This window comes from Staphylococcus sp. GDY8P198P, assembly GCF_017891615.1.
GTDB classification, from domain to species: domain Bacteria; phylum Bacillota; class Bacilli; order Staphylococcales; family Staphylococcaceae; genus Staphylococcus; species Staphylococcus cohnii.
Map to the genome: position 1 here is coordinate 1 of NZ_JAESJQ010000002.1, position 24122 is coordinate 24122.

26 protein-coding genes are annotated in these 24122 nt (G+C 30.8%); 7 read left to right on the forward strand and 19 right to left on the reverse strand.

Annotation, left to right across the window (positions count from 1 at the left end; genetic code table 11):
- Window positions 1-578: 578 nt before the first annotated feature.
- The 3 genes from perR to KA824_RS01725 form a co-directional block, all read right to left on the reverse strand.
- Complete coding sequence (gene perR / locus KA824_RS01715) at window positions 579-1040, reverse strand: peroxide-responsive transcriptional repressor PerR (RefSeq protein ID WP_019469639.1); 462 nt, start codon at window positions 1038-1040, stop codon at window positions 579-581.
- Between the two features lie 94 nt (window positions 1041-1134).
- On the reverse strand, window positions 1135-2085 hold the full coding sequence (locus KA824_RS01720) for an NAD(P)-dependent oxidoreductase (RefSeq protein ID WP_107384524.1): 951 nt from the start codon (window positions 2083-2085) through the stop codon (window positions 1135-1137).
- A 6-nt stretch (window positions 2086-2091) separates the two neighbouring features.
- Complete coding sequence (locus KA824_RS01725; RefSeq protein WP_064264313.1) at window positions 2092-2547, reverse strand: peroxiredoxin; 456 nt, start codon at window positions 2545-2547, stop codon at window positions 2092-2094.
- 81 nt (window positions 2548-2628) lie between these two features.
- On the opposite strand from KA824_RS01725, the gene KA824_RS01730 reads away from it, so the two are divergent.
- Both KA824_RS01730 and KA824_RS01735 read left to right on the forward strand, forming a co-directional pair.
- Window positions 2629-3918 carry a glutamate-1-semialdehyde 2,1-aminomutase gene (locus tag KA824_RS01730; protein WP_181187642.1) on the forward strand — a complete coding sequence of 430 codons (1290 nt, stop codon included), beginning with the start codon at window positions 2629-2631 and terminating at the stop codon, window positions 3916-3918.
- Between the two features lie 75 nt (window positions 3919-3993).
- Window positions 3994-5088 carry an FUSC family protein gene (locus KA824_RS01735; protein ID WP_064264309.1) on the forward strand — a complete coding sequence of 365 codons (1095 nt, stop codon included), beginning with the start codon at window positions 3994-3996 and terminating at the stop codon, window positions 5086-5088.
- Between the two features lie 133 nt (window positions 5089-5221).
- Here KA824_RS01735 and KA824_RS01740 read toward each other — a convergent pair whose 3' ends face one another.
- From KA824_RS01740 to mutY, 3 genes are all read right to left on the reverse strand, one after another.
- The gene (locus KA824_RS01740; RefSeq protein ID WP_064264307.1) at window positions 5222-6958 is read right to left on the reverse strand and encodes an ABC transporter ATP-binding protein; all 1737 of its coding nucleotides are present in this window, start codon (window positions 6956-6958) and stop codon (window positions 5222-5224) included.
- Between the two features lie 196 nt (window positions 6959-7154).
- Window positions 7155-7697 carry a nucleoside tri-diphosphate phosphatase gene (gene ntdP / locus KA824_RS01745; RefSeq protein WP_019469633.1) on the reverse strand — a complete coding sequence of 181 codons (543 nt, stop codon included), beginning with the start codon at window positions 7695-7697 and terminating at the stop codon, window positions 7155-7157.
- Window positions 7698-7763: 66 nt separating this feature from the next.
- On the reverse strand, window positions 7764-8810 hold the full coding sequence (mutY, locus tag KA824_RS01750) for an A/G-specific adenine glycosylase (protein ID WP_107384526.1): 1047 nt from the start codon (window positions 8808-8810) through the stop codon (window positions 7764-7766).
- Window positions 8811-8933: 123 nt separating this feature from the next.
- Between mutY and KA824_RS01755 the strand changes: the two genes are divergently transcribed.
- Window positions 8934-9911: a metal-dependent hydrolase gene (locus KA824_RS01755; RefSeq protein ID WP_107384527.1), complete on the forward strand. Its 978-nt coding sequence runs from the start codon at window positions 8934-8936 to the stop codon at window positions 9909-9911.
- A gap of 91 nt (window positions 9912-10002) precedes the next feature.
- Here KA824_RS01755 and KA824_RS01760 read toward each other — a convergent pair whose 3' ends face one another.
- The 7 genes from KA824_RS01760 to KA824_RS01790 form a co-directional block, all read right to left on the reverse strand.
- Window positions 10003-10863, reverse strand: coding sequence for a hypothetical protein (locus tag KA824_RS01760; RefSeq protein ID WP_064264301.1), 861 nt, complete (start codon window positions 10861-10863; stop codon window positions 10003-10005).
- 9 nt (window positions 10864-10872) lie between these two features.
- Entirely contained in the window at window positions 10873-12405 is a 1533-nt protein-coding gene (locus KA824_RS01765; RefSeq protein ID WP_107384528.1) for an ATP-binding cassette domain-containing protein, read from the reverse strand.
- Between the two features lie 15 nt (window positions 12406-12420).
- Window positions 12421-12735, reverse strand: coding sequence for a YfhH family protein (locus KA824_RS01770; RefSeq protein WP_064264297.1), 315 nt, complete (start codon window positions 12733-12735; stop codon window positions 12421-12423).
- Window positions 12713-13531 carry a recombination regulator RecX gene (gene recX / locus KA824_RS01775; RefSeq protein WP_107386310.1) on the reverse strand — a complete coding sequence of 273 codons (819 nt, stop codon included), beginning with the start codon at window positions 13529-13531 and terminating at the stop codon, window positions 12713-12715. Before recX ends, KA824_RS01770 begins: the two co-directional genes overlap by 23 nt.
- Before the next feature lie 357 nt (window positions 13532-13888).
- On the reverse strand, window positions 13889-14701 hold the full coding sequence (gene sgtB / locus KA824_RS01780) for a monofunctional peptidoglycan glycosyltransferase SgtB (protein WP_064264292.1): 813 nt from the start codon (window positions 14699-14701) through the stop codon (window positions 13889-13891).
- 309 nt (window positions 14702-15010) lie between these two features.
- Window positions 15011-15529, reverse strand: a complete 519-nt coding sequence (locus tag KA824_RS01785) for a type 1 glutamine amidotransferase domain-containing protein (RefSeq protein ID WP_107384530.1) — start codon at window positions 15527-15529, stop codon at window positions 15011-15013.
- A gap of 89 nt (window positions 15530-15618) precedes the next feature.
- Complete coding sequence (locus KA824_RS01790; protein WP_019469624.1) at window positions 15619-15789, reverse strand: SE1561 family protein; 171 nt, start codon at window positions 15787-15789, stop codon at window positions 15619-15621.
- Between the two features lie 176 nt (window positions 15790-15965).
- On the opposite strand from KA824_RS01790, the gene yfkAB reads away from it, so the two are divergent.
- Window positions 15966-17126, forward strand: coding sequence for a radical SAM/CxCxxxxC motif protein YfkAB (gene yfkAB / locus KA824_RS01795; RefSeq protein WP_107384532.1), 1161 nt, complete (start codon window positions 15966-15968; stop codon window positions 17124-17126).
- 121 nt (window positions 17127-17247) lie between these two features.
- Here yfkAB and KA824_RS01800 read toward each other — a convergent pair whose 3' ends face one another.
- The 3 genes from KA824_RS01800 to KA824_RS01810 all read right to left on the reverse strand — a co-directional run bounded on the left by KA824_RS01800 (window position 17248) and on the right by KA824_RS01810 (window position 19383).
- Window positions 17248-17769: an acyl-CoA thioesterase gene (locus tag KA824_RS01800; RefSeq protein ID WP_064264286.1), complete on the reverse strand. Its 522-nt coding sequence runs from the start codon at window positions 17767-17769 to the stop codon at window positions 17248-17250.
- Window positions 17770-17926: 157 nt separating this feature from the next.
- Complete coding sequence (locus KA824_RS01805) at window positions 17927-19165, reverse strand: aminopeptidase (protein ID WP_181187641.1); 1239 nt, start codon at window positions 19163-19165, stop codon at window positions 17927-17929.
- 14 nt (window positions 19166-19179) lie between these two features.
- Window positions 19180-19383 (reverse strand): DUF1128 family protein, encoded by a 204-nt coding sequence (locus KA824_RS01810; protein ID WP_064264282.1) that lies wholly within the window; start codon window positions 19381-19383, stop codon window positions 19180-19182.
- 132 nt (window positions 19384-19515) lie between these two features.
- Between KA824_RS01810 and KA824_RS01815 the strand changes: the two genes are divergently transcribed.
- From KA824_RS01815 to KA824_RS01825, 3 genes are all read left to right on the forward strand, one after another.
- Complete coding sequence (locus tag KA824_RS01815) at window positions 19516-19980, forward strand: low molecular weight protein-tyrosine-phosphatase (RefSeq protein ID WP_107384534.1); 465 nt, start codon at window positions 19516-19518, stop codon at window positions 19978-19980.
- Between the two features lie 7 nt (window positions 19981-19987).
- Window positions 19988-20272, forward strand: coding sequence for a YtxH domain-containing protein (locus tag KA824_RS01820; RefSeq protein ID WP_019469618.1), 285 nt, complete (start codon window positions 19988-19990; stop codon window positions 20270-20272).
- A gap of 310 nt (window positions 20273-20582) precedes the next feature.
- On the forward strand, window positions 20583-21662 hold the full coding sequence (locus KA824_RS01825) for a YihY/virulence factor BrkB family protein (RefSeq protein WP_107521367.1): 1080 nt from the start codon (window positions 20583-20585) through the stop codon (window positions 21660-21662).
- 87 nt (window positions 21663-21749) lie between these two features.
- On the opposite strand, the gene vraR is transcribed toward KA824_RS01825, so the two are convergent.
- The 3 genes from vraR to vraT are packed head-to-tail and all read right to left on the reverse strand — an operon-like array spanning window position 21750 to window position 24110.
- Window positions 21750-22379 carry a response regulator transcription factor VraR gene (gene vraR, locus KA824_RS01830; RefSeq protein ID WP_019469616.1) on the reverse strand — a complete coding sequence of 210 codons (630 nt, stop codon included), beginning with the start codon at window positions 22377-22379 and terminating at the stop codon, window positions 21750-21752.
- The gene (gene vraS, locus KA824_RS01835; protein ID WP_181187640.1) at window positions 22369-23412 is read right to left on the reverse strand and encodes a sensor histidine kinase VraS; all 1044 of its coding nucleotides are present in this window, start codon (window positions 23410-23412) and stop codon (window positions 22369-22371) included. The genes vraR and vraS overlap by 11 nt, the downstream gene beginning before the upstream one ends.
- Window positions 23409-24110 (reverse strand): cell wall-active antibiotics response protein VraT, encoded by a 702-nt coding sequence (gene vraT / locus KA824_RS01840; protein WP_019469614.1) that lies wholly within the window; start codon window positions 24108-24110, stop codon window positions 23409-23411. Before vraT ends, vraS begins: the two co-directional genes overlap by 4 nt.
- Window positions 24111-24122 lie beyond the last annotated feature (12 nt).

Sequence of the window (24122 nt, forward strand, 5' to 3'; positions counted from 1 at the left end):
ACACGTTGTTTTGATTCAACATTTAATGTTGAAATCGTAATTAACGTTGACATATTTCAATTCATTTTTCAATGTTCATTGATGTGTTACAAGAATTAATTGTAACATTAAGTTTTTGTTAAGTCAATAATAAATTTTTGTTTGTTATTATTAAGTTTGTTTCGTTTGTTAACTCAACATTTAATATTGTATAACCATTCAATAATTTTAACAAGTGTCAAATTTACACTTTGTATTATTTTTTGGTTGGTTTGTTTTTTTAAGTCATCTTGTTTTGACGACTTTTATATAATATCAAGATTAATCTCACACGTCAATTCAATTCTAATAACTTTTTAGTTAAATTTTACCTTTGTAATAACTAATTATTTATTATATGTATTTATATGTTAAAACGTATAATAATATTTGTATTTTGTGTCTATTCCTTCTATACATTGTCAACAAATGTCATCTTATGTGTTTTTACTTTTATTAATCTATATTTATCTCTTAGTAATACAAAGTGCCGCATTTATAAAATGATTATAAATGCGGCACTTTGAATCTTAATAACTTTTATATTTGTTCAATTGTAATTACTGCTGTAATTTTTCTTTATCTTTACATTCTTTACATAGACCATAAATTTCCATACGATGATGCGTTACATCAAAATTCGTTACGTGTTGAGCTAATTGTTCAACTTCATCTAGTTGTGGATAATGAAAATCTACAATCTTTCCACAATTTTCACATATAACATGGTAATGATTATGTGTATTAAAATCGAAGCGACTTGAAGCATCTCCATAAGGCAATTCTTTAACGATGCCAATTCCTTTAAATACACGTAAATTATTATATATCGTTGCAACACTTATATTTGGAAAATCGGGTGAAAGTGCTTGATAAATCTCATCAGCAGTGGGATGTGTTTCAGAGACAATTAAAAACTTCAATATCGCCTGTCTTTGTGGGGTTATTCTTATCCCATTATCTCTTAAAGACGCAATCGAATCTTCTAATTGATGTTCAACTGTTTCCATCTCTGCACTCATGTCCCTCACCATCTTTCTATTTAATAATTATTATTACTTAATATTAATATAACTGTTGCATCATTGAATTGTCAATAAACAAAGACCATTTCAATCAATATCCTGTTTTTGGATCAACTTCATTCTCAATTAAAGCATTCTTATTGAGAAAATGGTTGAGATTGCGTTTAAATATCTCAGTTACTTCTTGTTTATTTTCTATACCATTACCTGTGATATGTGCTGTAATTGTAATGTTATTTATATCATATAATTGATTACTTGGTTTAAGTGGCTCATTTTCAAACACATCTAAATAAGCTTGTCGTATGATGTTTTCTCTCATAACATTTGCTATTACATTTTCCTCAACTATTGTTCCTCTTCCTACATTAATAAATAAAGCAGAGTCTTTCATCTTTTCAAAATGTTCTTTTTGAAGTAAATGTATCGTTTGTTGCGTTTCAGGTAACGTATTTACAACAATATCCGCTTCTTCCAATGCTTGTGATAAATGATTAATAGTATAGGTTTTTGAGAAGCCATCTACTGGGTGACCAGTTGTATTCACACCTTGTACAATCATGTCCATCGCGTTCGCAATAGTTGCTGTTTTTTGAGCTATGCTTCCTGTTCCTAAAAATAAAAGCTTTTCACCGCTCACTCTGTTACCAGTTAACTTTGAGTCATAAATTTTATTTGTTTGATTAATAAATGAAACCTTCATTTTCTTATAGTCATCTAATATAAAAGCCATAATAAATTCAGACATTTGTTTTGCATGAACACCACGGCCATTCGTCAACAATATATTATGATTATTGATATAATCTAAAGGAAGGTTATTCACACCGGTAGCATACCAAGCCAACCATTTTAAATTTGGACATTCCTTCAAGAAGTCTTCATCTAATTTACCATCATATCCAAACAGTATATCTAAATCTTTTTTATCATGGTCATTAATTTCAGAAACACCATGTGTAAATATAAAATTGACGTTTGGAAAAGCTTCAACTAAATCATTTTCCAACTCTCCCATTTTTTTTAAACTGACTGCCTTCATCTTTACTCACCCCAGTATTGCTTTTAATTCGTCCATTTGTGATTTTACTTTCACTTTTTCTATGACATCGATTATAATGCCCTCTTCATCTATAACGAACGTAGTTCTTACGATTCCCATAGTTTCTTTTCCAAAATTTTTCTTTAATTGGTATACACCCACTTCTGTGGATAATTGATAATCTTCATCGACCAATAAGTCAAAATTTAAATTATGCTTATTGCTAAAGTTTTGATGTTTTTTCTTTGTATCTCCGCTAATTCCGTAAACTTTTGTTTTAAGTTCATTAAAATATGATAAATTGTCTCTAAAATCACAGGCTTCTGTTGTGCATGTTGGCGTGTTATCTCTTGGATAAAAATAGAGCACTGCTTTATATCCTTTTAATGTGTCATTAGAAATAATATCACCGTTTTGGTTTTCAAGTTTAAATTCTGGAAATTGATCTCCTTTTTTCAACAAATAACTCACCCTATTTCTTTTTACTAATAATTATATGATACGATAATAAACGAAAATATTAAATAAAAGAGGTTGATATTAATGAAATTTACAGAAAGTGAAAGACTTCAAAATTACTCAAATGAATATATATTGGGAGGCGTTAACTCACCCTCTCGTTCGTATAAAGCTGTAGGTGGTGGCGCTCCAGTAATGATGAAATCAGGTCAAGGTGCTTATTTATTTGATGTAGATGGTAATAAATATATCGATTATTTACAAGCTTATGGCCCAATAATTACTGGTCATGCTCATCCTCATATAACTAAAGCTATTCAAGAACAAGCTGCACTTGGCGTATTATATGGAACGCCAACAGAGCTTGAAATAAATTTCGCTAAGAAATTACGTAGCGCTATCCCTTCATTAGAAAAGATTCGCTTCGTTAACTCTGGAACAGAAGCCGTAATGACAACAATACGAGTGGCACGTGCGTATACTAAAAGAAATAAGATAATTAAATTTTCTGGCCAATATCACGGTCACTCAGATTTAGTATTAGTTGCAGCTGGGAGTGGTCCTTCTCAATTAGGGTCACCTGACTCAGCCGGCATTCCTCAAAGTGTAGCTCAAGAAGTCATCACGGTACCTTACAATGATATAGAGTCTTATAAAGAAGCAATTGATTATTGGGGAGATGATATTGCAGCAGTATTAGTCGAACCTATCGTTGGTAATTTTGGTATGGTCAAACCTAAATCTGGATTTTTAGAACAAGTAAATGAAATTACCCATAATAATAGAAGTTTAGTAATTTATGATGAGGTTATTACCGCATTTCGTTTCCATTTTGGCGGTGCCCAAGATTTATATCGAGTTTATCCAGATTTAACAGCTTTCGGTAAAATAGTAGGTGGCGGGCTACCTATTGGTGGTTATGGAGGCAAACAAGACATTATGGAACAAGTTGCTCCTCTAGGCCCTGCATATCAAGCTGGAACGATGGCTGGTAATCCATTATCTATGAAAGCAGGCATCGCATTATTAGAAGTATTGGAACAAGATGGTATCTACGAACATTTAGATAGCCTAGGTCAACAATTAGAAGATGGTTTGAATAAATTAATTCAAAAACATAATATAACTGCTACAGTCAATAGAGTTTATGGTGCATTAACACTTTACTTTACAAATGAAATTGTCACACATTATGATCAAGTTGAAAATTCAGATGGTGATGCTTTTGCACAATTCTTTAAACTCATGTTACATCAAGGCATTAATCTTGCTCCTTCAAAATTTGAAGCTTGGTTTTTAACAACTGAACATACTAAAGATGATATTGATAAAACATTAGAAGCTGTAGATTACGCTTTTAGTCAAATGAAATAAACTTGAATTTTATAGGGAATCGTTGTATAACAAGTATAAACATAATTTTATTAAATATATGAAGGAGCGGTACATTTGAAATTAGGAGCACGCATTCTGAAGACAGGTATAGCTATTATACTTGCTTTGTTTATCGCTTCTCTGTTCCCTGATGAAGCAGGATTAAAGGCAATCGCTGCTGTCAGTGCGGTAATCGCGATGCAACCAAGTGTTTTTCGTTCCATTAAAACAATTTCTGAAAGAGCAATTGGTAACCTGATCGGTGCAATACTCGCAGTAGTTATGGTTACTGTTTTTGGTAATAATCCAGTGATCATGGGGGTTACTGTTATATTATTAATTGCTATTTTATTCCGTTTTAACTTGGAGCATGTAGCTACACTTGCAAGTATAACTGCATTAATTATTATGGGAACACATACTGGTAACTTTTATATTTCTGCATTTTACAGATTTGTCCTTGTTATGGTAGGTGTAATTAGTTCTTCTGCAGTTAATCTTTTATTCTTACCCCCTAAATTCGAGTCTAAAATTTATTATAATTCATTAAACATTTGTTCAGATATCTTTGTATGGTTCAAACTTGTGTTAAATGATACATCTGAATATCATCATATAAAAGAAGATAGAGGACTAATCAGCAAACGAATTACGAAATTAGAGCAAATATTTGAATACTATGAGGAAGAACGACCTTGGACGAAAAAACAAATTTATGCACAAAATAGAAAAAAAATTCTATTTAAACAAGTCGTGCGTAGTACACGGCAAGCATACGATGTTTTAAAACGAATGAATCGTTATCAAAACGATCTTCATAATTTAAATAATGAGTTGTTACTTCAAATAAAATTAGAAATAGATTTGCTCATTGCTTATCACGAACAAATTTTCATCAGTATTTCAAAAAAAGCGCGATATGATATAAGTCATTTTGATAGTCAGATTGAAAACCCACAAAAAAAGGATTTAATGGATGCTTTCCAACGAGAAATCATTAAAGATCCATACCAAACAACATATTCGTTTACAAATATAATGCAGATTATTTCAGCTATTGAAGAATATCGTTATACTATAGAACATTTGGATCGCTTAGTTATCAGTTTCTTCTCATATCACTCTAATGATAGTGAAATTGAAATTGAAGAAGAAGATTTTGATTTATAAAACCATCAATATTTGAACTAAAAAGACCAGAGACAATATAAAATGTCTCTGGTCTTTTTAGATCTTTTATTCAATTTAAAATTATTCTTACACATTAACTGCACTTAAACAATCAAAATTTAGCAAATCGCTTTTATAGATTTTGAATGCTATAAAGATGTTCATAAGCACCTTTTTTTGCTAGTAATTCTTGATGTGTCCCGCTTTCTACTACCTCACCATTTTCTATAACAACAATCTTATCTGCATGAGTAATTGTAGATAATCTATGTGCCACAATTAACGTTGTACGATCTTTACTTAAAATATTTAATGCATCCTGAATTATAGATTCACTTTCTAAATCTAATGCACTTGTTGCTTCATCTAGTATAATTATCGGTGGATTATTTAAGAAAATCCGCGCGATAGATATGCGTTGTTTCTGACCTCCAGAAAGTTTGACGCCTCTTTCACCCACTTCTGTATCATATCCATCTGTTAATTCCATAATGAAATCATGTGCGTTTGCCATTTTTGCAGCTGCAATGACTTCTTCATCTGTTGCATCGGGTCTACCTAATAAAATATTTTCTTTAATTGTATCTGAGAATAGTACGTTATCTTGTTGGACTAATCCGATTTGATGTCTGAGACTACCCGTTAAATAGGATTTTATATTGGTACCATCAATTTTGATTTCGCCATCTGTAACATCATAAAATCTTGGTATAAGATTGATAAGTGTCGATTTACCTCCACCACTCATACCGACAAATGCTACTGTTTCTCCTTGTTCGATATCCAAATTAATATGGTTTAATATCGTAGATTCATCAGCATTATATTGAAAACTCACATTATTTATTTCAATACGTCCTTCCTTAATTTCTAATGGTAAGGCACCTTTTTTATTTTTAATATCATAACCTTCATCCATTAGCTGGAACACACGGTCCATTGATGCAAAACTTTGAGTTAACGTAGTAAATGAAGAAACCAATCTACGTAATGGACCAAATAATTGTTCAAGATAACCCACGAATGCAGCGAGTGTACCTACTGTAATGGAACCGTTGATAGCTAATACTGCACCAGAACCTATTACAATTAAAGGGCCTAAATCCGTCACTGTATTAATTGCAGAAAACGAATAAGCATTCCATCTTGTATGTGTAAATGCACGTTGTAAGAAATTACTATTATGCTTATCAAAGTTAACCGCTTCGTTATCTTCTATCGCAAAACTTTTAATGACTGACATGCCCTGTACTCGTTCATGTAAAAAACCTTGAACTTCAGCCAAAGCTTGTGATCTTTTTCGTGTTAAATTTCTTAAACGTCCAAAGAAGAAATAGACAGTCAGAATATAAACTGGGAATACAATAATTGCAGCCAGTGTTAATTTCACATCTAATACAAACATAATTGATAAGGCTATGATGATTGTTATACAATCAAGCCAAATATTCATAAGTCCTGTTAAAATGAAATCTTTTGTCTGTTCAACATCATTAATTACTCTTGAAATAACTTGCCCAGCTTGGTTATTAGCATAAAATCTTGCACTTAGTGCTTGTAAATGATTATATAGACGTTTACGAATATCATATAATATTTTATTACTTGTCCACTGAGCTAAATATTGTCTTAAAAATTCTATAGGTGGTCTTACGATTACAAAAATAAATAAGGCTATTCCTAACGCAATTCCCAATCTAGTAAATTTTTCTTCTACCGAAATTGCACCATTATTGATAATGTCATCAATAACGTATTTAATTAATAACGGAATGAGCATTGGAATACCAAATTTTAATATACCTACAAGAATTGTGGCAATGATCCGCCATTTATATGGTTTTACGAATTGTATATATCTGCGAATCATACAAACTATACCTCCTTGCTTATTTCAGCAAATGAAACAGCCTTCGCTGAAATTCAACGAGGCTGTTAATACAATTATCTACAATCAGATGATTTAGTTAAGCATTTGCTATGAATTTTTATTCTATACAATTAACTTGTATCATATATACCTACATAACTATATCGAATATAACTATCAAATACATTAAATATGCTTAATAATCTCTAATTTTTTTGAATCTTTCACGCCAAACTTTAATAAAGTCTGGTGCAAATGGACCTTTTTTCTGTTCAATCCATTGTTGAAGAATATCTACATTTCTTCGTAAAATCACATCAATATCAGATGAATAATTCATTTGGCGCATATGTTGCTCATATTCGTCCTCATCTAATAAATGATATTTACCATTGGGATAAACTTTAATATCTAAATCGTAATCTATATATTTTAGAGCTTCCTCATCACATACAAATGGTGAAGATAAATTACAATAATAATAAACACCATCTTCTCTAAACATACAAATAACATTAAACCAATATTCGGAATGGAAGTATACAATTGCAGGTTCTCTTGTAATCCATGTGCGATTATCACTTTCTGTTACCAATGTATGGTCATTACCACCAATGACAACATGATCCGTACCTTTTAAAATAGTTGTTTCAGACCAAACACGGTGTATATTTCCATCGTGTTTATAACTTTGAATTTTTATCGTCTGACCCTCTTTAGGTATGGACTCTTTAACCATGCTCCACACCACCTTTTCTGATTTCACATATTGAATTATAACATAATTAACGATGACAGAACGACCTTAAATATTTGTTAGCAAAAAATTATATATTTTTGACATACTTACTGGGAAGTTATATTCATCTTTATCATTAACACGCATCCACACCATGTTGTCGGTTAATGTAATATCTTGTTGTCTAACGTAACTTTGAGATAAATACACATCAATATCCCAAGTTAAATGTGTGAATTGATGTTTTAATGAATAAACAGGTTTAGTTTGAAATTGAATTTCTGTAGATAACTGTGTATTAATATTTTCATTACTTTCCGCTTCATACATAGGAAATTCCCACATATTATTCAAAAGTTTTTGAGTTCTTTTTTCAATTAATAAATCGCCATTTTCGTTACTCACGATATATACATTTTGTTTGATATGTTTTTTCTTCACTTTCGTAGTTTTTACAGGTAACTGTTCAACTGTTCCTTGTTCAAAAGCTTCACAATGTTCTTGGACAGGACAAAACATACATAACGCGTTTTTAGGTGTACAAATTAATGCACCTAGTTCCATCATAGCTTGGTTAAAAGTACCTGAATCTTCTTGTACATAAATTTCCAATTCTTTTTCAAATGCTTTTCTTGTGGTTTGTAATTTGGTATCACGATGATCATTGTTTAATCTTGACCAAACTCTAAACACGTTACCATCTACTGTTGCTAACGGAAGATTGAAAGCAATACTCATGACTGCTGCTTGCGTATATGGACCCACACCTTTAAGTTCTCCAAAGCGCTCAGGGTCATTGGGGACTTCACCATTATAATTCATTGCTACATCTTTTATCGCAGTATGAAAGTTACGTGCACGACTATAATAACCAAGCCCTTCCCAATATTTAAGCACTTCATCTTCATGTGCATTACTTAAATCCGTTATTGTTGGAAACCTATTTACAAATTTATGATAATAATCGATAACTGTCTTCACTTGGGTTTGTTGTAACATTACTTCACTCAACCAAATATAGTATGGATTTTTAGTTTCTCTCCAAGGCATTTGTCTCTGATTTTTCTCAAACCATTTTACGAGATTATTTTTAAATTGCGATTCATTATACATGTTATACATCTCTTTCTCTATGTGATTCTAAAACTTTTTTTCTTCATTTTAGTATGTTAATTTTATTATTTAGTATATTAGATTATAATAGAAATAATATTGAAATGAAATGAGAGGATACTTATGGATACAGGTACGCATATTGTCATGGGTATTGGATTAACCGCTTTGGCAACACAAGATCCTGCAATGACTGGCTCATTTGCAGCAACAGCAACTACTCTAATCATTGGTTCACTGATACCAGATGGTGATACAGTTTTAAAACTTAAAGATAATGCTACTTATATATCAAATCATAGAGGTATAACACATTCAATACCTTTTACGATTTTGTGGCCATTACTTATAACTTTATTTATTTTTACATTTTTCAAAAATATTGATGCTAGCCATATCTGGTTATGGGCTCAGCTTGCAGTTTTTCTTCATGTCTTTGTAGATATATTTAATTCTTATGGAACTCAGGCGCTCAGACCCATCACAAATAAATGGATTCAACTCAGTGTAATCAATACGTTTGATCCAATCATATTCATCCTTTGGTGTGTCGGCATTATACTTTGGATATTGGGCTTACATCCTTACATTTCATTCTTTCCTATTTTTGCTATTCTTGTTGTTTATTATATTATTCGTTTTAGAATGCAAGCCATCATTAAACAACAAGCGCTTAAACAGATAAAGCAAGAACATAATCCTGTTAAAGTTTTTGTTGCGCCTACCATACGATTTATGGAATGGCGCGTAGCTATTCAAACAGAAAATCACGATTATGTTGGACGAAGTTATGGTAGAAACATCGTTTTCAGTGATAAATCAGAACGTCATTCTTTTCCTAGTAATGATTTAATGCAGTTTGTTGAAGATGATAAAAATATTAAAACTTTCCTTAACTTCTCATCTATTTATCGTTGGCAAGCTAGAAAATTAGATGATGATACGACAGAAATTAGATTGATTGATTTACGCTATCTCAAGAATGGACACTATTCATTTGTAGCAATCGCACATTTAGATGAGTTTATGAATATTGATCATTCTTATATTGGTTGGGTGTTTAGTGAAGATAAACTACAAAGAAAATTATTTGCTAAATGATATTTTATTGATAATAACAAAGGCTGGGACACATGATTGTGTCTCAGCCTTTAATATTATATTGAAGATACATAATTAAAATATAATATCACTATTTATGATTTGTGTTTGTATCTTGAGCAGTTACGTTTTCGTTATGATTTGTCTCGTTTTTTAATTTAGTATCAGACGTTTTTTCTACTTGGCCATTTCTAAATCTGAATTTTTGATACGCAGTCATTCGATACATAGCAAATATAACTGCACAAACTGTAGCCATTAAAAATATAAAATATAAATGGTACGGTATATTATTTAAACTTAATGCGCCTAAAACAACTGACTGTGAAATTCCCTCTATAAGATAAAACAACGGATTTAACATTAAAATATGTGAAATTACAGTTGAATTACTGGACGGGATAAACACAATCGGTACGATAAAGAACATGATTACTGATAATATATAAAATATGATATTTACATTATTTTTGGTAATAGTCAGTAAACCAAATACCGTAGAGATAGTTACAACAAAAATAATTGACATAACGACAAAATATATTGTCGATGGGATAGAACTTTCTATGTTAACTGGTGTCATTATGATAATCATCATTAATGCAATAAACATCAATAAATTAGAAATAATAGCTATCATAATAGTTTGGAAAATGGGATTTAAATTAAAAACTTTCGCAGTAAAATACTCTTTTTTAAACAATTGATAACTTTGATAAATAGCTACCCAAATAAATGAAAAACTTATTAATGCTGCTAACCTAAAATAGCCACGTGCTTGTTTTATTTCTTCTGTACCATTCACATTAAATATAAACATTAACAAACATAATAATAGGATGCTACTAATAAATGGTATAACAAACCATTTCCATTGCCCCTTTAACCGATGATACAAATGTTTACTTAAAAATGGTGCATTCTTATAAAAATTAATTAGATTATCTATCATTTACTACACCTACAATTCAATATATATCCATTTATCATTTTTAAAATCTGCCATGAAATAACCATCACCTGATTTAGTAATCCAGAAGTTATTATCAATATTAAATTTATCTTTTAACTTCGCTTTATCTTTCATCGGAATTGTAAATCCAGAGAGTTTATTTTGATCATTAAATATCATAGCAATCGGTTGTTGAACGATAGGAACAATAAAACGATCATTTTTCCCTTCTTCTGGAACTAGCGAATCAGTCACAGTACCATGTTTTTTATGTAAGTGACTATTAAAAAATTCGTAATAATTACTGTAATTTTTACTCATAAATGGCGCGAGTGTATCACCACTATGTTCTTCAAATAAACCAGCTGGATCAAAATAACGTATATCTTTTTTACCAACTTTATAAGACTGATTATCGACACTAACGCGATAATTTTTAGTATTTTCACCTGTTATTGTAAGCAAAGCATATTTGCTTGGACTTAAATCTTTACCATTCTTAAAATTATCTAATTTAACTGAATCATCTAATACAATTCCGTATGATAGTTTATCTTCATAAGGATTTTTTGGTTGATTCTGAATAGAAGCCTGATCCTCGTTTTGTCCAATTTCAATTTTTCCAATATCATTAAACATTAGTACCGCTGTTAAAACCATCCCTAAGATACAAATAGTAATAAATGTCCAGAACCTGACTAATACAATCGGGGGTTTGACGTGATTATACCTTTCAATACGTTTGAAATTATATGTTAATTCTGGCGTACGTGCTCTGCTCTTTTTCCAATCCAAATCAAAGTTTTGTTTTTCTTCTTTACTTTCTAAAGATACTCTATCTTTCTCATGATCATTAAAGACAGGAATGACTTGGTTAATAGAACCTTCCATTCTAAGTTGGCCATGCGAAACCCATGCTATATAATTACTTGCTTTACTAACTCTTTCAACATTGTCATCTATCATAACAACAGTTAAATTATTATTTATGTATTCGTCTGATAGTTCAATTGCTTTTTCAAAATATTCCTCTGTTAAATTTTGCAGTATTTTATTAAAAATGATAATACTTGCTTTAGATGTTCTGGCAAGTGAAAAAAGTATACGTGCATATGTTTCATCTGATAATTCACATATAGGAGTATCACTTTGTTCTTCGACATGTGCATATTTTAAGATTTGTTCGACTTTATGCGTATTTACTTTGTATGGGAATAGCGTAACTGCATTTGATATGTAATCATTAACTGATATATTTTGTGAATATTTATCGTCTATATCTGCATAAAACAAATCTGTTTTACGCACAATTCTACCCTTATCAGGTTTGATTTCACCACTTAAAATCCGACCTACAAGAGATTTTGAAGACTCAGGTTCACCGATAATTCCAAGTGATTCACCTTGATAGATATGTAGATTAATATTATTTAACTCTATGTTATCTGCACCATAACCAAAAGGTTGATACCACTTTTTTGATTTTTTATTTCTATAGTAATGTGTTACATTAAGTAACTTTAAAATAATTGAACTACCCATGCTATCTTCATCCTTCTACAGTTTTAATAATGCTAAGGGTAAACCTTCTTCTGGCTCTGAACTATTGATTCTGAATCCCCACGCAAATATTCCTTTAAGTCGCTCTACTTTAAAATAACTTCCAGTACCATCATTTAATTTATAAATTTTTCCAAGTTCTACTTCATTTCTATCTACTAAATAACTTTCCGCTATGATTGCTTTACTTGCATATACGTCATACTCATTATAAATGCCATTCATTTCTGCTTTGCGCATTTGTTCTTTATATCCTTGAATTTCATGACGTAATTCTATTTCGCTCATTTCACTCAATTTCTTCTGTTCCATCTTCAATACCACTCTCTTCTAGTTTAGCTTTTATTTTATCATATTGATAACCTTTTCTCATAAGTGTTTCAATTGTTTTATTGACCAATTTTCTACCTGTATATTTTTTTGAAGTTTTAATATACGCTTTTTCTAAATCATCTTGTAATAACATATCTAATGTTTCTTCTGATTGTGAAAAATCTAACTCTTCCATAACGATATTAATCGTTTCAAATGTGTAACCTTTTTGCATTAAAGATTGTTTCAGCTTTTCTTTACGCTTTATTTGTGGTCCCTTTTTTTGTTTCAATATTTTATTTGCTAATTTTATGACCTTATCTAAAGGTTGCTCATCATCATATAAAAGCGCATATTCGTCAATGATATTTTGTTCTATACCAGCTTCACGTAGTTTTTGTTTGAAAATTTCAGGCCCTTTATCTGTAGTTAAAATCATCGTATTTTTTAAACTATTAGCATAATCTTTATGATCTATTAAATTTTGTTTATGGCAATAATCTAATACATTTGCAATAACACTTTCTGAAATATCTTTTTTTGCCAGATGTTGTGATACTTCGTGATCAGTTCTTTTTCTGTATGATAAATATTGAATCGCTATATTAATTGCTTGTCTATATTGCTCATAATTTTGAATTTTTTCCATATCTGATGCTTCAACGATTTGTCCTTTTTTAAGGTTGAAATATACAAAAGTATCAATATCAATACCCATCTCAAATTCATCATCTAAATATAGATTAAAACGGTCTTTATTATTTTTTTGAACTTCTATTTTTGTGATTTTCGACATTATCTTCACTCCACTTATAAGAATAACTTATATTGATTATGAATGGAATTATAGTGATTTTTATTTGCAAACTACAACTTCACTATGATTATGTACAAATTATAACATGGTTTGTAGTATAATCCTTTCACGAAATAGCATACCTAATCTGCATATATCGATATATTTTATAGTGCTTTACATATTTAAAAATTCTCCTAACCTCAATTGCAGTTAACATATATTGTATCTTTTAAAATTTTTAATGATATTAAAAACTCCCTCCAAGTAATCATTTTTCACATGACTTCTTGGAAAGGAGTTTGTCATTGGCGACTCATTTTATACAACTATTGATACTTAGTGATATAACTTTAATCATACACCTAATTCTAATAATGCATTTTTGTATTGCTCATCTGTAATAAATTCTTGTTGTTTCATTTTTTCTAAATCAATTTTTACTCGATTTATAAAATTATCGGACATATCATCGATATTATAAACACTAGGTGCATTAATTTTACTTGCTAAAATCGCACTTTGCAAAACTGAAATTTGTGGTAACTCCTGATTATTTTTATCTGTCGTCACCCCGAAGTAATAATTTGCAGCTGATTCTACTGAGTAATTATCACTACCGTAATAAATATTATTCATATAAAAACTGAGTATTTCATCTTTACTATATGATTTTTCAACACGATGAGCTACAAATAATTCCTTAACTTTACGCGTGATTGATTGTTCGTTATCATAAAAATAATTTTTCACTACCTGCTGTGTGATTGTACTTCCACCTTGTACACTTTTATCACTTAATGTTGAAAATAGTGCTCGTGATGTTCCCTTTATATCAAATCCATGATGCTTATAATAACGCTCATCTTCCATAGCTATAAATGCACCTTTAGTATAATCTGGCATGTTTGACACAGATACAAACGATTCTTTATTTTCTATTTTTTTTAATTCATCAACATCTGCACGAGTACTCAAAGCATACATTATAGCAATAAATATACCTAAAACAATTATAATTGGAATAAGTAGTTTAAAGAAAAGCCCTTTTCCTTTTTTACGTTTTTGTGATTTTGTTACTGGTTGAAAATAAGTATTATATTGAGGTTCGTTTACAGTATCGGTTTGAGATTTTTTAGTTGTTTGCTTATAACGATCGCTTCTTTTCATGCGGTAGCTCCTTTATATTGCTCTCATATCATTATAAGTGAGTTTATCAATAGTTGGAATTTTTATCTATAGTAAATCATAAAAATCAGTCCAAGGGTGTATATGTATCTCCTATCAAGGCATTATAATAAGCGATTTAACCAAATCTATTTCCAAATCTCGCTTTAAATTTTAAAATTTCTATAACAAGCAAAAAGAAGTTGCCTCTATTTTATAATGAACCACTTTTGTATCATAAAAGTAAATTCATCAAAAATAGAGACAACCTCTTTTTTTAAAATATCAATGATTCAATTAGCGTTTAATTCCTTAAGCGTTTAATTGATCTACAATTGCTTTATTAAAGTCATCTAAATCATCAGGTGTACGACTAGTTACAATATTATTATCAACGACTACTGATTCATCAACTACTTGTGCACCTGCATTCGCTAAATCTTTACGAACATTTAATACTGCAGTTAATGTTCTACCTGCTAAGTCATCAGTATCTATTAAAATTTGTGGTCCATGGCAAATTGCAAACGTTGGAACATCATTTTTGGTAAAGTATTTAGCAAATGTACCGTATCTGCCTTCAGAATCACCACGTAGATGATCAGGTGAGAAACCACCTGGAATTAATAATCCATCATAATCTTCTGGTTTTGCATCAGCAATACTTACGTCCACAGAAACTTTTTCACCATGTTTCCCAACAACTTCACTATTGGCTTCATCACCAATAACAACAGTTTCGTGTCCAGCTTCTTCAATTGCTTCTTTAGGACTTGTTAATTCTACATCTTCAAATTCATTAGTTACAATAATTGCTACTTTTTTAGCCATGAATTATCACCTTTCCATATTTATGTTATATACTCTGTATAGACGAAACTAGCGTTTTTTAAACATAAAAAATTTTAATACCCCGAAATTTAATCTGATGATTTCGAAACTGATTTAACTTTTTCTTCTAATTGATCTAATAAACCAATCCATTCATCTATGTCTTCTACTTTAACTTCGTTAGGGTTTACATGATCGATATCATTCATAAATTTTTCTAGTCTCTTTTTTATTTGATCTATTGTTTGATTGTCATCCATTGTATTAGTAACTCCTTTTTTTCAGATATTATTATACTAACATGGATTTGACAAATTTTGCCAAAGTCTTAATAATTATAAACTGAAATAATTTAACTAAATTAGAATAATTTCAATATGTTTAACCATTTCATATATTTAAACCTAAACCAAGCTTTAATAAAAGGATGTTTAAAATGACATATCAAAAATCTTTATTGTCTAGTATTAAAAAACCTATTTCTATATTTAATGATCCATGGGAAACCTATAATGATATTCAAGAACATAATGCATTAACTTTGAGTAACATTGAATTCACCACGACAAATCTATGCAATATGCGCTGTAGTCATTGCGCGGTAGGATACACTCTTCAAACTGCAGACCCTTCCCCTTTGCCAATGGACTTAATTTATCGCCGTTTGGATGAAATCCCAAATTTAAAAACGATGTCCATCACTGGTGGTGAACCTATGTTTTCAAAGAAATCCATTAAAAATGTTGTGAAACCACTATTGAAATACGCATATGATCGCGGAATTTATGTTCAAATGAATTCAAACTTAACGTTACCTATCGACAGATATTTAGATATTGCTGAATATATTGATGTAATGCATATTTCACATAATTGGGGAACAATTGATGAATTTACAGAAGTTGGATTTGGAGCAATGGAAAAACAACCACCACTGAAAGCGAAATTACGACTTTATGATCAAATGTTATCAAACGCTCGAACACTTTCTGAACAAGGTATGTTCATTTCTGCTGAAACAATGTTAAACAAAAGTACAAGGCCCTATTTGAATAAAATACATAATGAAATTGTTAATGATATGAAATGTCAAAGACATGAAATTCATCCGATGTATCCTTCTGACTTTGCTAGTCAATTAGAAGTGCTATCATTAACTGAAATAAAAGAAGCAATTCATCATTTATTAGATATTCGACACCCAGATATATGGATGCTTTTTGGAACATTGCCTATTTACCCATGTATAACCAATGAAGATTATCAAGCATTGTTACATAGATTAAGAAATTCCAAAAATATTACGATGCGAAATGACCCAGATGGTAGAAATAGGTTAAACGTGAATGTGTTTTCTGGAAACATTATAGTGACTGATTTTGGTGATGAAAATGGCGCTTTATCAAATATTAAAAATGATAAACTCACGGATGTTTTTAATGCATGGTTAAAGACACCTTTAGCACAATCACTTAACTGCCATTGTCCTAAATTTAATTGCTTAGGACCAAATGTTCTAGTAAAAAATATGTATTACCCTGATACAAATTTCAAACAAAATGAAATAGATATGCATCGCTTGTATCCTATGCATTAATCGTATCTACTGAGCTTAAAGTTTCAATTAACAAGGGAATGTCTATTTTTCGAATATGATGAATATCCATAATCAAAACCAGGATTTCAATCACCATATTCGGAATAGACATTCCCTAACTTTATTCTATATGTTGCACACTGGCTAAAAACTCAATTGTTTCTTTACTTTCTTGTCTTCTTTCTTTACGGCGTTTAACCCTCGCTAATGCTGTTTCGTGAAACCAGTTTTCAGTTTTTGTTTCTGGATACACTTGTGGCACATGTGTTGGCTTGCCATCATTATCCAGGGCAACAAATGTCAAAAAACTTAGTGCTGCTAGGTGCCTTTCATCTTTCAAAACATCCTCAATTGTAATTTGTACGCATACTTCCATTGATGATGTACCTGCATATGACACCATTGCTTCATATGACACTATATCCCCGGTTTTGATTGGCTTTAAAAAATCAACAGAATCTGTAGATGCTGTAACAACTTGTGTGTTACTATGCTTCATTGCTGTAATAGCTGCTATTTCATCAATGTTAGCCATCAACATTCCGCCGAACATCGTATGATGATGATTAGTATCTTGTGGAAATACTTGTCTTGCTTTAACACTTCTAGATTCAGACATCGATTTCATTTTTGTAGTTCCCATAATATATTCCTTCCCTTTTTTAAACTTAAACAAATATAAATTAGGAGTGGGACAGAAATCTAATTTTATTAAAAAGATTTCGTCGTCCCACCCCGATAATGATGACTATAGTTGAAATAAGTATATCATGATCAAATTTTTCTACATTTTCAAATGATTAGTTAGCCCAATTACCATTTTCAAAAATCAGTTCTTGCTCACCACTTGTAGTGATACCATAAATCGTTAAATCAGAACTACCAATCATAAAGTCGACATGAATCAGTGAATCATTTAATCCATGTGCTAATTTTTCTTCAGTGGTCATTGTTGTGCCACCCTCAATATTAAATCCATAAGCTGAACCTAATGCAATATGACATGAGGCATTTTCATCAAATAAAGTGTTGTAAAAAATTGTGTTACGATTTGAAATTGGTGAATCATCTGGTACTAAAGCAACCTCACCTAAATGTTTGGCACCTTCGTCTGTATTTAATAAATCACGTAGCACTTCTTCACCTTGTTCAGCTTTAAAATCTACTACCTCACCATCTTTAAACGTAAGTGTAAAACCATCAATAATATTACCGTTATGGCTTAATGGTAATTTATTGGTCACATATCCATTCACTTTCAAACGATGCGGTGCTGTGAATACTTCTTCTGTTGGGATATTAGCAACAAATGCTTGACCTTCATCTGTATAACTTGTTGCATCTTCCCAAATATGACCTTCTGGAAGACCAATTTCCAAATTAGTTCCTTCAGAGATATAATGTAATGACTTATAGTTTTTACGTTGTAGTTTATCTGCATGCTTACTTAAATTAGCAATATGCTTTTCCCAATTTGCCACTGGATCGTTTCCGTCTACACGTACAATATCTAGCACTTCATCAATAAATTTTTCATATGCTTCTTCTACAGTTAATTCTGGATATACACGTGCTGCCCAAGCTTTAGACGGAAAGGCAGCTACACACCAAGGAAATTGATTTTTCTGACTTGCTTCTATATAACCTTTATATGCTGTAGCGTATTGTCTTTGGAAAGTGGCTAATTTATCACTTTCTATACCATTTAATAGGTCTGGATCCTGAGTAATTAGTGCGAGATTAGCTGCACCACGGTTAGCATAATCCATACGTTTAGCAACTTCGTAAGCTTTAACTTCATTATTTTCAAAATGATCAACTGTTTCATTTTCAAATTTAAGTCGTGCTAAGCGATCATCACTATACTCTACTTTCACATCTGAAGCACCTCTTTTATATGCTGCTTCAACTATGTAATGCGTTAATTCTAAAGCATCTACGCTTGAACGGATAAATACTGGTTGACCTTCTTGTACGTTCATGCCAATGCCAGCTAATAATTCAGCGTACTGTTTCAATTTATGTTGTAATTGCCCCATAATTAAACTCTCCCTTATTTACGAATTTGTCCAAGTGCATCTGCAATTGCCGAAGCTTCACTTGGCGTAAATGAGGCTTTGGACGTTACATAATCATATACCTCTTTTACTTCTTGTTCATCAGCAGATTTATATTTTTCGGGATCGATTAAACTTTGATTTACTAGATTTAAACGATCACGAATTTCTTCAATCATTTCTTCGTTATTTTTAGTCACTACTCTCACCTCTTTTTACTTTATTTTATCAAATTTGCTAACCTTGTAAAACTTTTATCACAATTCCTCTTTAGAAATGATTAATAAACCATTAAAATGGGAAATAGGATTATATAATTTGGAGGTCAATATATGATTACAGTTGCTTTTGTTTGTCTTGGAAATATTTGTCGCTCACCTATGGCAGAAGCTATAATGCGACAAAGGTTAAAAGATAGAAGTATCGATGGTATAGAAATCACTTCAAGAGGTACAGGTAAATGGAATCTTGGACAATCACCTCATGAAGGGACACAAAAAATATTATCTGAACACAATATTCCATTTAATGGTATGATTAGTGAACTATTTGAATCTAACGACGACTTTGATTATATTATTGCTATGGATCAAAGCAACGTTGATGATATTCAAAATATTAATCCAAATATTAAAGGAAAATTATTTAAATTGTTAGAATTCAGTGATATGACAGAAACTGATGTACCAGATCCTTATTACACAAATAATTTCGAAGGCGTGTATAAAATGGTACAATCATCTTGTGATAATTTAATTGATTTTATTATTAAAGATGCTAATTTAAGAGAGGGGTAACAACATCATGCAAAACAAATTAATTCCAGGTATATTATTAGGTGCTGTAATAGGAGGCGCAGCAACACTTGCTGACAAATCTACACGCCAATCATTAAAACAATCAATTAAAGATATTAAAGAAGGTAATCGTTCACAAAAACCTTCAGCAATTTCTAATATAAAAGATGAAGTCTCATATTGGAAAGATGCAATAGAAGAAATTAGACGCAATAATCCAGAGTTAGAGCGTTCCTTAAAAGATGCAAAAGACACATTTGTTGAACGTAAAAATAATCGCTTGAAAAATTAAATAAATAATATCGTGACTAATGAATATAAAAAACGTTTAGTCACTTCATAATGATAGTTTGAAGTGTAGCGTCATAGATGACTTGCGCATAATATAACTTAGTCATCCAAGCGGGGGTGGGAATTGGAAATCTACTTTATAAGTTTTGATTTCTTTCCTACCCTCCTTTATTTTTGATTTGTTATAAGATATTTTATTTTTCAAAAGTTACTTTATTTCAAAAGAATATGGCAACACATATTTACCTTTAATGCATTTTACAGTATATTAAACTGTATACGTAAAATATCAATACATAAGGAGATTTGATATGTCTAAAAATGAAAAAACATCTTCTAATTTTCTGAATGAAACTAAAGAAATGGAAGATCAAAAGAACAAAAAAGATAAGAACGAACAAATTGAACGTGATCGTATATACATAACACCAAATGAATTTAAATCGAAATCGCCAAAAAAAGACAATCAAGAATTTTTTGTATCACGTATCAATAAGCCTGCAAAATATACTAAAGATTCAAATTTTTTCTCTTATTTAGTATATAGAATAGGAAAAGACGATGCATCAGGATTATCAGCACAACTATCCTATTATTTTATGTTATCACTATTTCCTATGTTACTTTTCTTATTATCTATTGTGCCGTACCTCGGTATTAAACAAAGCTCGATTAGAAGCATGATTAAGGAACATGTGCCACCAGATTACGCACCACAAGTATCATCTATTATTGGCGATATTATGGGCAATGCAAGTGGCGGTATTTTATCTGTAGGGTTAATCTTAGCGTTATGGTCTGCTTCTAATGGTATGACCGCCTTGATGAATTCTTTTAATGTGGCTTATGACGTAGAAGATAGCAGAAATTTTATTGTTTCTAAACTATTAAGTGTAGTGTTTACACTGGCATTAATTATTGTCTTACCACTAGCAATTGTACTGCCTACATTTGGTGAACAAATCGGGTCATTGCTATTTGGACCTTTAGGCTTAGGTGATCAAGTTAAATGGATTTTCAATTTAGTTAGATTTGCACTACCTGTTATTGTAGTACTTATAGCATTTATAGTACTTTATACGTTAGCACCAAATGTTAAAATTAAAATGCTTTCGGTTATACCCGGAGCTATTTTTGCAACTATCGTATTTTTAGGCGGCTCTTATTTATTTGGTATTTATATTTCAAACTTTGCTAATTATTCTAAAACATATGGTAGTATTGCCGGTATTATTATATTAATGTTATGGCTTTATATCACTGGTTTTATCATCATTATTGGTGCTGAAATCAATGCAATTATGCATCAAAGAAAAGTAGTTGCAGGTAAAACACCAGAAGAAATTACAATTGATCAAATTGAAGAAGAAAAAAATAACGGAGTAGATTAAGCGACAGAATCTTTCTTCGAATATAAATTTAAAAAAGCTAAAACCTAGGCACACATTATTGTATCTCTGCTTAGGTTTTAGCTTTTATTATTGTATTAAATTATGTTGAAATGCATAGATTACAGCTTGAGTTCTATCTTGTACTTCTAATTTGCTCAATACGTTACTCACATGTGTTTTAACTGTTTTGATTGTAATATGTGAAGCACTGGCAATTTCTTGGTTTGAGTACCCTTTTGCAATCAATAATAATATTTCCATTTCACGCTCAGTTAACATCTCATATAATTCAGCGCGTTGTTTCATACGATTTCTCATCTTAACCAACACTTCTGCTTCAAATACAGATTCATCACGATATGTTTTGCGTATCGCTTCAGCGATATCACTGGCACTTGTTGTTTTTAAAATATAGCTATCTACACCAGAATCTAGTGCACGGTACACCTCATTATCTTCAATATAACTAGTTAGCATAACGACTTTAATGTGTGGCAAATCTTTCTTAATTTGTTCTGTAGCTTCTACACCATCCATATCATCCATCAGTAAGTCCATTAAAATTAAATCAGGTTTTAGTTCATGTGCTTTTTCAATTGCATCTTTCCCTGATTGCCCTTCTCCGACTACTTCTATATCTGGTTGAGTAGATAAATAACTAGAAATACCAATTCTGACCATTTCATGATCATCAACAAATAATACTTTAATCGGCATATGAATCCTCCTTATTTAATGGGGCTTTGACTTCAATTCGTGTTCCTGAATCTGGCAGTGATACTATATGAAACGTTGCGCCAATTTCAAGTGCTCGTTCGCGCATATTTTTTAACCCATAGCTTTGTTCTACCTTATCATCTACGTTAAAGCCTTTACCATCATCTTGTATACGTAATAATAAATATTCTTCTCTATTAAACAATTCAATTGTAACTTTTGTCCCTTTTGAATGTCTTAATGTATTTGAAATTGCTTCTTGTGTAATTCTAAATAAATGATCTTCTATACCTTTAGGTACGTCGAATTCTTCAATATCATGTACAACTTTCATAGGCACTTTTTTCTGCAAATCAACCACTAAATCTTTGATACCTTGGCCGAGTGATTTATCTTTCAAGCCAATTGGTCTTAAATGTAATAGCAAGGCACGCATTTCTAGCTGTGAATCTTGAATCATTTTTTCCAATACTGGAATTTGTTGATCTAAAGGCGCTTTCAAATCAGTTTCTTTAATGGCAGAAAGCATCATGCTTGCTGCAAACAATTGTTGGCTTACGGAATCATGTAACTCTCGAGCCAGTCTTTGTCTTTCATCTTCAATTATTTTTTTAACTTTCACATCGTTCATATTATATGATTCATTCGTTAAATTTTGTGTTTTTAAACGCAATCTATGAACTTCTTGATTGAGCGGTACAAGCGTTTGATATAATTCAATTGTTTCATTATATAATTCTATATTTTGGTCATTGATACCTACTGTCTGCCCTTCTATAGAACGCTCAATTTGGTCTTGTACCCAATGATTTTGTTGATTGATTTTATAAGCTAATACTGAGCCAACAATGATGCAAAGTAATATAACTAATAAGTTAATAAATAGTAAAACTGGTATTCCAAAGATTTGCGTATAAATCATGCCTTGAAAATATATAATATTCACAAAAACTTTATCTATAAAAAACATAGCGAAAAATGTACTATAAACTAATATCAACATTGACCCTATTGCTCTTATGTAGTGATTCATTTATAAATCACCTCAACATCTCCTATAAATGTTGACAAGTAGACATTAACAGCATAATTATCTTCTTTTGTTTCTTCAACAACTTTAATATTATTGTTTTCAACTTTATATGATGTTTCATTAACATATGCATTACCATAAAGTGCTGAAAAATGTAATTTTATATTGTAGTTTAAAGGCACAATAATTTGCACTTTACCTAAAAAATGTCTTATCACTACAGTATTATGTTCTCTAATATTAGCAGCTTTAGACATATCTATATGAATATCACCAATACCATGCTGTATTTGTAAATCTTCCCATTTATAAACATAAATAGGTGTACGTTGTTCACCAAACCACTTTTGCTTAATAAATTCTGGAGATTCTACTGCCTCTTCTGTCGCAATAATTTTCAAAGGTTTGAACCTATAAAATATATATCTCACAATTAACACAATTAAAAATATAAATAATATGATAATTGTGTATTTATTGGATAGTAAAGTAAAAGCTATAAGTAATACCCCTATCCAAAACGCTAATAACCCTCGTATTTTATGAAAATATAAATATCCTACATAAACCAATATGCAGCCTAATAATAATACAAAAATAAAACCTATTTTTTCAAAGAAAATATAGTAGAAATTAGCTATTATCATTAATGCTGTAAACACAATCAACATTTCAGTTGATATATATTTATGAGTCATGTTTCGCCACCT